Source organism: Paractinoplanes abujensis (genome assembly GCF_014204895.1).
Taxonomy (GTDB): Bacteria; Actinomycetota; Actinomycetes; order Mycobacteriales; family Micromonosporaceae; genus Actinoplanes; species Actinoplanes abujensis.
Window position 1 is genome coordinate 9,294,381 of sequence record NZ_JACHMF010000001.1, and the last position, 11,848, is coordinate 9,306,228.

The 11,848-nt window shown below is 70.6% G+C and carries 6 protein-coding genes; 5 read left to right on the top strand and 1 reads right to left on the bottom strand.

Annotation, left to right across the window (positions count from 1 at the left end; translation table 11 throughout):
* Positions 1–6 precede the first annotated feature (6 nt).
* Complete coding sequence (gene pulA / locus BKA14_RS42900) at positions 7–5,331, top strand: pullulanase-type alpha-1,6-glucosidase (RefSeq protein ID WP_184956431.1); 5,325 nt, start codon at positions 7–9, stop codon at positions 5,329–5,331.
* Here the strand turns inward: pulA and BKA14_RS42905 are convergent.
* The gene (locus BKA14_RS42905) at positions 5,328–7,724 is read right to left on the bottom strand and encodes a putative bifunctional diguanylate cyclase/phosphodiesterase (protein WP_184956432.1); all 2,397 of its coding nucleotides are present in this window, start codon (positions 7,722–7,724) and stop codon (positions 5,328–5,330) included. The genes pulA and BKA14_RS42905 overlap by 4 nt on opposite strands.
* Positions 7,725–7,816: 92 nt before the next feature.
* Between BKA14_RS42905 and BKA14_RS42910 the strand changes: the two genes are divergently transcribed.
* From BKA14_RS42910 to BKA14_RS42925, 4 genes are all read left to right on the top strand, one after another.
* Positions 7,817–8,578 carry a histidine phosphatase family protein gene (locus tag BKA14_RS42910; RefSeq protein ID WP_239092615.1) on the top strand — a complete coding sequence of 254 codons (762 nt, stop codon included), beginning with the start codon at positions 7,817–7,819 and terminating at the stop codon, positions 8,576–8,578.
* Entirely contained in the window at positions 8,562–9,395 is an 834-nt protein-coding gene (locus tag BKA14_RS42915) for an NAD(P)H-hydrate dehydratase (protein WP_184956433.1), read from the top strand. The genes BKA14_RS42910 and BKA14_RS42915 overlap by 17 nt, the downstream gene beginning before the upstream one ends.
* A gap of 256 nt (positions 9,396–9,651) precedes the next feature.
* On the top strand, positions 9,652–10,251 hold the full coding sequence (locus BKA14_RS42920; protein ID WP_184956434.1) for a TetR/AcrR family transcriptional regulator: 600 nt from the start codon (positions 9,652–9,654) through the stop codon (positions 10,249–10,251).
* A 73-nt stretch (positions 10,252–10,324) separates the two neighbouring features.
* On the top strand, positions 10,325–11,830 hold the full coding sequence (locus BKA14_RS42925) for an MFS transporter (protein ID WP_184956435.1): 1,506 nt from the start codon (positions 10,325–10,327) through the stop codon (positions 11,828–11,830).
* Positions 11,831–11,848: the final 18 nt, after the last annotated feature.

Consider the following 11,848-nt stretch of genomic DNA (forward strand, 5'->3'; position numbering starts at 1 on the left):
GACATAGTGGTCTCTCGAAGTCGGCGGCTCCTGGCCGCTGCCATAACCCTGACGCTGCCGTTGCTCGCGGTGCTGCCGTCCGAAGCGCAGGCCGCGCCCGCAGCTCCGGCCGATGCTGTCATCGCCCGGTGGGGCACCGACCAGCCGGCCGATAACGAGCAGTACTACTTCGTGCTGCCCGACCGCTTCGCCAACGGCACCAAGGCCAACGACAAGGGCGGCCTGACCGGCGACCGGCCGGCCACCGGCTTCGACCCCACCGACAAGGGCTTCTACCACGGCGGTGACCTGGCCGGCGTGATCGACAAGCTGGACTACATCCAGGGTCTCGGCACCACCGCGATCTGGCTGGCCCCCGTCTTCAAGAACCGGCCCGTGCAGGGCAGCGGCGCCGACGTCTCGGCCGGCTACCACGGCTACTGGATCACCGACTTCACCCAGGTCGACCCGCACTTCGGCAGCAACGCCGAGCTCAAGAAGCTGGTCGACTCGGCCCACCGGCGGGGCATGAAGGTGTTCCTCGACATCATCGCCAACCACACGGCCGACGTGATCCGCTACGCCGAAAATGAATACGACTACATCGACAAGGCCACGTCGCCCTACAAGGATGCGCAGGGCCGCCCGTTCGACGACCGCAAGGGTGAGTTCCCCAGGGTGTCGGCGCAGTCGTTCCCGTACACGCCGGTGTTCCCGGCCGCGGCCGACAAGACCGTGAAGAAGCCGGCCTGGCTCAACGACCCGACGATGTACCACAACCGCGGCAACTCGACCTTCGCCGGCGAGAACAGCGAGTACGGCGACTTCTACGGCCTCGACGACCTGTGGACCGAGCGGCCCGAGGTCGTCCGCGGGATGACCGACATCTACGCGTACTGGATCGCCGCCACCGGCATCGACGGCTACCGGCTCGACACCGTCAAACACGTCGACCTCGACTTCTGGCCGCAGTTCAGCGCGGGCATCGAGAAGGCCGCGCAGCGGGCCGGCAAGCAGGACTTCTTCATGTTCGGCGAGGTCTACAGCGCCGACCAGGAGATCGAATCCACCTACGTGCGCCGCGGCGGCCTGCCCGCCACGCTGGACTTCTCGTTCCAGGAAGCGGCCAAGAACTTCGTGGCCGGCGACGGCTCGGCCCAGGCCCTGGCCGATCTGTACGCCAAGGACGACCTCTACACCGCGCGGGACACGAACGCCGGTCGCCTGCCGACCTTCCTGGGCAACCACGACATGGGCCGGATCGGATCCTTTCTGAAGGGCGACGACGTGCTGCGCCGTGACCAGCTGGCGCACGAGCTGATGTTCCTGACCCGCGGGCAGCCGGTCGTCTACTCCGGCGACGAGCAGGGCTTCACCGGCCCGGGCGGCGACAAGGACGCGCGGCAGGACATGTTCGCCTCCAAGACCGCCGACTACCTCGACGACGACCTGATCGGCACCGAGCGCACGCACGCCGTCGACAACTACGACACCGCACACCCGATCTACCGTACGGTCGCCGCGCTGGGCGCGCTGCGCCAGGCGCACCCGGCGCTGCGCGGAGGAGTCCAGGTCACCCGGCACGCGGCCGGCGGTGTCTTCGCGGCGTCGCGGGTCGACCGGGCGCAGCGGGTCGAGTACGTGGTGGCGGCGAACAGTTCGACCACCGCGAAGACCGTCACCGTGGACACGTGGACGCCGTCGACCACGTTCCGCGGCATCTACGGCTCCACCGCGGCTCCGCAGACCGCCGCCGACGGCAAGGTGACGATCACCGTGCCGCCGCTGTCGGCTGTCGCCCTGCGCGCGGACAAATCGGTCAGCGCATCGTCCGCGCCCACGGTCACGTTCACGTCCCCGGCCGACGCGCTGGTGCCGACTCGCACGAAACTGGCCGTAGAGACCACCGGTGATCCCCTGGCCCGGGTCACCTTCGCGGCGCAGGTCGGCGACGGCCCGTGGCGGCTGGTCGGCTCGGGCACGAACGCGGCCTACCACGATCTGACCGGCCTCGCGGGCGGCACGACCGTGCGCTACAAGGCGGTCGTGCGCGACGGCAAGGGCCGGCTGGCGTCGGCGACCACGTCGATCAAGGTCGGCACGCCGGCCACCACGACCAGCCCCGGCTACGCCGTCGTGCACTATCAGCGGCCGGCCGGGGACTACGACGACTACGGGCTCTACGTGTTCGGTGACGTCGACCCGTCGATGACGACCACGTACCCCGCGGGGCAGCCGTTCGTCGGCGAGGACGCGTACGGGAAATTCGCCTTGGTCAAGCTGGCCCCGAACGCCAAGAACGTGGGCTTCATCGTGGTCGGCGAGGACGGGGTCAAGGACGTCGGCGCCGACCGGTTCTTCGACCCCTCGCACCACGGCGAGATCTGGCTCAAGCAGGGCGACGCGGGCGTCGTCACCACGCCACCCGCCGTCGAGCAGGATCCCGGCACGGCGACGATCCACTATCGCCGGGCCGACGCGGAAGGGTGGGGGCTGCACGTCTGGGACGGCGCGGCGAACCCGACCGACTGGGCCTCGCCGCTGCCGCCGACCGGCACCGACTCGTTCGGCCCGTACTGGAAGGTGCCGCTCGCGGCCGGCGCGACCGCACTGAAATACATCATCCACAAGGGCGACGAGAAGGATCTGCCGGACGATCAGCAGCTCACGTTCGCCGCGGGCGGCCGCGAGATCTGGCTGCTGGCCGGGGTCTCGCCGCGGGTGGCGCCAGTGGTCAAGAAGACCGGGTCGGGTGGCGTCATCGACGTGACCAAGTCGTCGGCCGTCTGGCTCGACCGCGGCACGGTCGCCTTCAAACCCGCGGGCTCGACCGACGGCAAGGTCTACGACCTGGTGTACGCGCCGGGCGGCATCACCAACGAGGTGACCGGCGACTTCCGGTCGGTGCGGCTCACAGCTCGTGCTCTCACCGATGCCCAGCGCGCCCGCTTCCCGCACCTGTGGCAGTACGACGCGTTCGATCTGCCGCGCGGCGTGAACGTCAAGGACGTGCTGCGCGGGCAGGTCGTGTTCACCGAGCGGGACGCGACCGGCAAGCTGCTCGCGGCCACCGGCGTGCAGACCGCGGGCGTGCTCGACAACGTCTACGCGGCCGCGGCTGCGGACGCGGCATTGGGGCCGGTCGGCACCACGCTTTCCGTGTGGGCGCCCACCGCGCAGAAGGTCGACCTGCAGCTGTACGACACGGCGACCGCCCAGCCCGCGACGGTGGCGATGCGCCGCGACGACCGTACGGGCATCTGGTCCGTCCGCGGCCCGGCGTCGTGGCGCGGCAAGTACTACACGTACCGGGTCACGGCGTGGCAGCCCGCGGCGAACAAGGTCGTCACGGCGGCGGTCACCGACCCGTACGCGCTGGGTCTGTCCACCGACTCGACGCTGAGCCGGATCGTCGACCTGGCCGACCCGGCGCTCGCCCCCACCGGCTGGTCGGCGCTGCGCAAGCCGCCCGCCGGGCCCAGCGCGAAGATCCAGATCTCGGAGCTCTCCGTACGGGATTTCTCGATGGCCGACAAGTCGGTGCCCGCGGCTCAGCGCGGCACGTATGCCGCCTTCACGAATCCGTCGAGCACCGGCATGAAGCATCTGGCCACGCTGGCCGGCGCCGGGGTGACGCACCTGCACCTGCTGCCGGCGTTCGACTTCGCGACGATTCCGGAGAAGCGCGCGGATCAGAAGACGCCGGCGTGTGACCTGCCCCTGCTCCCGCCGGACTCCGAGGAGCAGCAGAAATGCGTGACCGCGGTGGCTGCGGACGACGGCTACAACTGGGGTTACGACCCGCTGCACTACACGGTGCCCGAGGGTGGGTACGCGGTTGACCCAGACGCCCGGACGAAGGAGTTCCGGCAGATGGTGGCCGGGGTCAACCGGGCCGGGCTGCGCGTGGTGATGGACGTCGTCTACAACCACACGTCGGCCGCGGGCACCGATCCCAAGTCCGTGCTCGACCAGATCGTGCCCGGCTACTACCAGCGGCTGCTGGCCGACGGCACGGTCGCCAGCTCCACCTGCTGCGCCAACACCGCGCCGGAGAACGCGATGATGGGCAAACTCGTGGTCGACTCGATCGTCACGTGGGCGCGGGAGTACAAGGTGGACGGCTTCCGCTTCGACCTGATGGGCCATCACCCCAAAGCGAACATCTTGGCCGTACGGGCGGCTCTGGATCGGCTGTCGGTGCGCAAGGACGGCGTCGACGGCAAGAGCATCAACCTGTACGGCGAGGGATGGGACTTCGGTGAGGTGGCCGGGGACGCGCGCTTCGAGCAGGCCACGCAGGCCAACATGGCCGGCACGGGGATCGCGACGTTCAACGACCGGCTGCGCGATGCCGTACGGGGTGGTGGCCCGTTCGACGAGAGCCCGCGCGTGCAGGGCTTCGCCACCGGATTGTTCAGCGCACCCAACGGGGACACGGTGAACGGCGACCCGGCTGCACAGAAGGCCCGGCTGCTGCACTACCAGGATCTGATCAAGGTGGGGTTGAGCGGGAACCTGGCGTCGTACCGGTTCGTGAACTCCGCCGGGACGACGGTGACCGGGGCCCAGGTCGACTACAACGGCTCGCCGGCCGGTTACACGGCGGCGCCGGGCGAGGCCATCACCTATGTCGACGCGCACGACAACGAGATCCTGTACGACGCGATGGCGTTCAAGCTGCCCGCTTCCACACCGGCGCTCGACCGGGCTCGCGCGCAGTCCGTCGCCCTGGCCACCACGGCCCTCGGGCAGGGGGCCGGGTTCGTCACGACCGGTTCGGAGCGGCTGCGGTCGAAGTCGCTGGATCGCAACTCGTACAACTCGGGGGACTGGTTCAACCAGATCATCTGGGACTGCGCTGACGGAAACGGCTTCGGCCGCGGATTGCCGCCCGCCGCTGACAATGCGGACAAGTGGGATTTCGGGCGTCCGCTCCTGGCCGACCCCGCCCTGGTGCCGGGCTGTGATGCCGTGGCGCTGTCCGACGCCCGTTATCAGGAACTGCTGAAGATCCGCGGCTCGTCGCCGGTCTTCGGCCTACCGACCGCCGCCGAGGTGCAGAAGAGGCTGTCGTTCCCGCTCTCCGGAGCGGCCGAGACCCCGGGGGTCGTCACGATGACCCTGGACGGACGGGGAATCGACCGCACCTGGAAGTCGGTGACGGTGGTCTTCAACGGCACCTCGGCGGCCACCACCCAGACCGTCAAGCCGCTGGCCGGCAAGACGATCGCTCTCCACCCGATCCAGCGGACCTCCGCCGACCCGCTGGTTCGCACGGCCGCGTTCGCCAAGGCGACCGGCACGTTCACGGTCCCGGCCCGTACGGTCGCCGTGTTCGTCGAGAACTAGGTGACGGGGACGGTCGAGAGCCGGGTCCGCAGGCTCTCGACCGGCTCCGGCCGGCCCAGGTGATAACCCTGGGCGAACCGGCCGCCCAGCGCGATCAGCAGGTCGAGCTGCTCCTCGGTCTCCACGCCCTCGACCACCACCTTGAGCCCGAGCGTGTTGCCGAGCTGCAGGATCGCGCTGACCAGCTCCTGCTGACGCCGGTGCGCGACCAGCTCGGTGATGAACGAACGGTCCACCTTGAGCACGTCGACCGGGATGTCCCGCAGGTAGCCCAGCGACGAGTAACCGGTGCCGAAGTCGTCGATGGCGATGTTCACGCCCAGCTCGCGCAGCTCCTCCAGGCGGCCCGCGGTGACCGCGATGTCGCGCATCAGCACGGTCTCGGTCAGCTCCAGCACCAGCGCGTCCGGGGTGATGCCGGTGCTGGCCAGGGCGTAGGCCACCCGGTCGGTCAGGTCCGCCATCTCCAGGTTGGGGGCCGACAGGTTCACGCTGACCCAGGCGGGCGCGGTCGCTGGTGACGACTCCTGCCACTCCCGCATCGTGCGGCACGCCTCGATCAGCACCCACCGGTCGATCTCGGTGATCAGCCCGGTCTCCTCGGCCAGCGGGATGAACGAGCCCGGCTGCTGCAGTCCCCGCTCCGGGTCCTCCCAGCGCACCAGCGCCTCGACACCGCGGACCTCGCGGTTGGTCACGTCCACCACCGGCTGCAGGTGCAGGCGCAACTCGCCGCGGTGCACGGCCTCGCGCAGCCGGGCCTCCTGATCGAGCCGGTCCAGCAGCAGTTCGTGCATCCGCGGCTCGAAGACCTGATAGCAGGCCTTGCCCCGGGCCTTCGCGGCGTACATGGCGACGTCGGCGTTGCGCAGCACCTCGTCGGCGTCGGCGTAGCGTTCGGCGGCCGGCACGACCCCGACGCTCACGCTGATCGTCGCCTTGTGGTGCTGCATCTGGAACGGCTTGTCCAGGGCGTCGACGCAGGCCTGGGCCCAGTGTTCGGGGTCCTCCGCGTCCTCCAGCAACACCGCGAACTCGTCACCGCCGAGCCGGGCCACGGTGTCGTGCTTGCGCAGCGCGCTGGTCAGCCGCTCGGCCGCGGTGCGCAGCAGGGCGTCACCCGCGTTGTGACCCAGGCTGTCGTTGACCTTCTTGAAGCCGTCCAGGTCGAGATAGAGCACGGCCAGACCGCCGCCGCCCTCGGCCCGTCCCGTACGGATCCTGGTCATCGCGTGCTCGACCCGGTCGTGGAAGAGCTTGCGGTTGGGCAGGCCGGTCAGCCCGTCGTGCAGGGCCTGGTGGCGCAGGTCGTGCTCGAGGGCGCGCTGCCGGCTGACGTCGCGCAGCACCACCACGCCACCCATGTTGCGGCCGTCCTTCTCGATCGGGCTGACCGTGTAGGCCACCCGCACCGACGTGCCGTCCGGCCGGTCGATGGTGACCTCGGCCCGCTCCACGTCGGGCAGCAGGTCGGCCGCCTCCTTGTCGAGCAGTCCGTCGACGCCGAGGCCGGTGATGCGCCCCGCGGCCTCGTTGGCGAACGTGATCCGGCCCTCCGCGTCGACGCCGCAGATGCCCTCGCCCGCGTTGGCCAGGATCCGGTCGGTGTACTCCCGGTCCAGGATCTCTCGGGCCGACTGGTCGAGACGCCCGGCCATGTCATTGAACGCGTCGCCCAGACGGGAGATCTCGTCACGCCGGCCCAGCGTCACCCGCTGGGAGTAGTCGCCGTCGCGGATGCTCTCGACCGCCCGGGTCAGCCGCCGGATCCGCCGGACGATCGACTCGGCAGTGGCCACCCCGAGCACCAGCACGAGCGCGATGCAGAGAGTCCCGGCGATCAGCACGATCGTCTCGGTCTGCCCGGTGACCGCCTCCATCTGCTCGTAGAGCGGGGTGTACTCGAGGATGACGGCGCCCAGTGTGACGTCGCCCGCGCCCAGCACGGGCACGACCACCTGCTGGATGCCGTCGGGATAGTCGGCGCTCTGCTCGACGAACACCCGCGACCGGCCGTCGGCGATCGTCCGGCGGACCTCGTCCGCGGGGTCGTGGTCGAAGGTGGCGCCCACGTTCGCCGGCACGGCGTCGGCCAGGATCCGTTTCCCCAGGTCCACCACGACGATGTCGCGATCCTGCAGGTCGTGCAGCCGGCCCAGATACGCGGCCAGAGCGGCCGGGCGCTCGATCAGCGCGGGCGGCTGCTCGCCCTCGGTGTCGGCGGCCAGCCCGAACGCCACGTCCTTGGCGATGCCCCGGGCCACCTGCTCGGCCTCGGTGATCGCGGCCTGACGGTTGGTCTGAGCGTCCGCGCGCAGCACGACGGCACCGGTCACTGCGACCATGGCGGCCACCGTGAGGAAGCCGCCGAGCAGCTTCTGCCGTACGTTCATGCCGCCCTGTCCCATTCCGCCCGATGCAGATCCCTCTCTCCCCTGTTCGGCAACGAGGGCTCCGGCGTAAGCATCGTGGCCATCTCCGATGGGTGGACCTGTTCACCCCGGGGTACGTCTGGCTCATGGAGCAGCTGCAGTGGCTCGCCGTGATCAGGCACGGCCAGAGCACCGGAAACGTCACCGCCCAGGACGCCGAGACCGGCGGCGCCGAGGAGATAGACATCCCCGAGCGCGACGCCGACGTGCCGCTGTCCGACCTCGGCCGGGAACAGGCCGAGGCGGTCGGCACCTTCCTCGCCGAGCTGCCCGGTGACGAACGGCCCGAGATCGCGATCGTCTCGCCCTACCTGCGAACCCGCCAGACCGCCGAACTGGCGCTGGCCGGCACCGGTGTCCGGATGGTCGTCGACGAACGTTTACGCGACCGCGAGCTGGGCATCCTCGACCTCCTGACCGCCCGCGGCGTGCAGCAACGCTTGCCCGGCGAGGCGCGCCGGCGGGCCCGGCTGGGCAAGTTCTACTACCGGCCGCCCGGCGGCGAGTCCTGGGCCGACGTGCTGCTGCGCCTGCGCGCCCTGCTGCGGGAGCTCCGCGAGGACCACCCGGACGGCCGGGTGGTGCTGTTCGGCCACGAGGCGGTCGTGCTGCTCGTCCGCTACCTGGCCGAGGGGCTGAGCGAGGCCGAGCTGATGGGGATCGCGCACGAGACCGCCGTCGCGAACTGCTCGATCAGCAGCTGGCGGCGGCACGACGGCGAGCTGCGCCCCGAGCTGTTCAACGCGGTCGAGCACCTGCACCGCGAGGGCACGCCGCACACCAAACAGGAGGACGTGGATGCCGAACCGAACTGACCCGACAGTCATCACCCCGGCCGTGCTGCGGGACTGGCCGCTGCCCGACCCGAGCGGTGGCAAACAATCACGGGGGACGGTGCTGGTCGTCGGCGGCTCCAAATACAACCCGGGCGCGGTGCTGCTGGCCGGTGAGGCCGCGCTGCGGGCCGGCTCCGGTCGGCTGCAACTGGCCGTGGCCGAGGAGACCGCGGTCGCGATGAGCATCGCGGTGCCCGAGGCCAAAGTCATCGGGCTGCCCGACGCCGACGAACTGGCCCGGCTGGCCCAGGCGGCCGATGTGATCGCGCTCGGGCCGGGCCTCGACGACATCGACACCACCACGAAACTGATGCGTACGGTGCTCGAAGCGGCCGGCGAAGGCACCTCGGTGGTGCTCGACGCCTACGCCCTCGGCGCCCTGAGCAAGGACGCCGGCCTGCTGCGCCAGCGCCGCGCCGTGCTGACCCCGAACTTCACCGAGGCCGAGCACCTGCTCGGGCGCCCGCCCGGCGACGACCCCAGCGACACCGCGGCCGAACTGGCCGAGCGCTACCAGGCCGTGGTCTCGCTGTTCAGCCACGTCGCCGCGCCGGACGGCCGGCGCTGGGTGGAACAGAGCGGCGACGCCGGACTGGGCACCTCAGGCAGCGGCGACACGCTGGCCGGCATCGTGGCCGGCTTGCTCGGCCGCGGCGCCGAGCCCGCCCAGGCCGCCTGCTGGGGGGCTTACGCCCACGCGGTGAGCGGCCAACGCCTGATGCGGCGCCACGGCCGCACCGGCTTCCTGGCCCGCGAACTCGTCGACGAGGTAGCCGGCACGATCGCCACAGTCTGACCACGCCTACGCCCGCGGCGCCCTCCTCCGCCTGGAGGGGGGCGCCGCGTTCTCTGCCCGCCCACAAAGCCCTCCCGCTGCCCCCGCCTTCTGCCCCGCCCCCGGCGCCCTCTTCTGTCCGCCCGCGCCCTCCTTCGCGGTGGGGAGGGCACCGCGTTCTGCGTCACAATTGGGCGCGGAGATCGTCAGGGTGGAGCGGGAGGCGTAGTGTACGAAACAGTTTCGTTTCGCAAGGCGTGCCGGATCGGGGGTTGTCATGGCTGAGCAGGCGCGAACCGTCTCGCCGGCCGGGCGGTCCCGGCGTCTCGACGGCGAGCGTGAGCAGGCGATCCTGCGCGCCGCCTACGATTTGCTGGCCGAAACCGGCTATCAGGGTCTGCGGGTGGACGCGGTGGCCGCCCGGGCCCAGGCGAGCAAGGCGACGCTGTATCGGCACTGGCCCACCAAGGCCGAGCTGGTCATCGACGCCGTCCGTGCCTGCAAGGCGGCCGATGCCCCGCTGCCCGACACCGGGTCGCTCCGCGGCGACCTGCTGGCGTGGTTCGACGACATCGCCTGCATGATCAGAAGCGATGAGGGGCCCCTCCTCGCCGGCCTGTTCATGGCCTTGCACACCGATCCGGAACTCGCCCAGCATCTGCGTCAGATGCGCGAGTCCAAGCTTCCGCTCGCGGAAACCATCTGCGGGCGGGCCGAGGCTCGCGGCGAACTGCGCCCCGGTTACGAGGCCCGGCTGATCGACGAGATCGTGCCGGCGGTGGTCTTCATGCGCGGCTTCGCCCTGGGCGAGCCGATCGACCAGCCGTTCCTCGACCATCTCGTCGACGACATCATCCTGCCCCTGCTCAAACGCTGACCTCTTCCCTCCATCAGCACCCGCGTCCCTGACGCCGGTGGATCTCCGCATGCCCTTCTAAGGGGGACCCTCCATGTCCATCTCGACCTCTGACGCCGCCACTCCGCCGGATATATCGCCCAAGCCACGAAATCGGTGGCTCGCGCTGGCCGTCATCGCTGTCTCCCAGCTGCTGATCGTGCTCGACGCCACGATCGTCAACATCGCCCTGCCGACCGCCCAGGTCGACCTGAACATCAGCGACGCCGACCGGCAGTGGATGATCACGGCGTACGCGCTGGCCTTCGGCGGCCTGCTGCTGCTCGGCGGCCGGATCGCCGACTTCACCGGCCGCAAGCGGGCGTTCATCATCGGCCTGCTCGGCTTCGCGGGCGCGTCGGCGCTGGGCGGCCTGGCCACCAACGCCGAGACGCTGTTCGCAGCCCGTGCGCTGCAGGGCGCGTTCGGCGCGCTCATGGCCCCGGCGGCGTTGTCGCTGCTCACGGTCACGTTCACCGAGGCCAAGGAACGGGCTCGGGCCTTCGGCGTCTACGGCGCCATCGCCGGTGGTGGCGGCGCCATCGGCCTGCTGCTGGGCGGCGTGCTCACCGAGTACGCCTCGTGGCGCTGGACCCTGCTGGTCGGCACCCCGATCGCCATCGTGGCCGCGCTGGCCGCCGTCCGGTTCGTCGACGAGAGCCGGGCCGAGGGCAACACCCGCTACGACCTGCCCGGGGCGTTCACCTCGACGGCCGGCCTGGTCGCGCTCGTTTACGGCTTCACCAAGGCCAGCGAGGACGGCTGGGGCTCGGCCGTCACCGTCGGCTGGCTGATCGCGGCGGCCGTGCTGCTGGTGGCCTTCGTCGTCATCGAACTGCGCAGCTCGCACCCCCTGCTGCCGATGCGCGTCATCCTCGACCGCAACCGCGGGGGAGCGTACATCTCGGCGCTGTTGATCGGCTCCGGTCTGTTCGGCATGTTCCTGTTCCTGACCTTCTACCTGCAGCTGACCCTCGGCTACTCGGCCCTGATGACCGGCGTCGCGTTCCTGCCGTTCACGCTGGGCATCATCGCCGGCGCCGGGTTCTCGGCCCAGTTGCAGACCCGGGTCGGCCCACGCGTGCTGATGTTCGGCGGTCTGCTGCTGGCCGCGATCGGCATGGTCATGCTGACCCAGATCGGTGTCGACACCGGCTTCTGGACCCACGTCTTCCCGGCCGAGGTGGTGCTCAGCTTCGGCATGGGCGTCACCTTCGGCCCGATGTCGAACACGGCCCTGGTCGGCGTGGCCGGCCACGACGCCGGAGTGGCCAGCGCGCTGATCAACACCGCCCAGCAGATCGGCGGCTCGCTGGGCACGGCCCTGCTGAACACCATCTTCACCTCGGCCGTGGCCGGCTACCTGGCCGACCACCGGGCCGAGATCACCAGCCCCGACCAGGCGCCCGCCCTCCAGGCGGTGGCGACGGTGCACAGCTACACGGTCGCCTTCTGGGTCAGCGCCGCCCTGATCGGCGTGGCCGCTCTGGTCGCGGTGATCCTGGTCCGGGCCGGCCGTGACGAGGTCACCGCCCACGAAGGCGCTCCCGTAGCGATCTGACCCCTCGTCCGCCGCGCG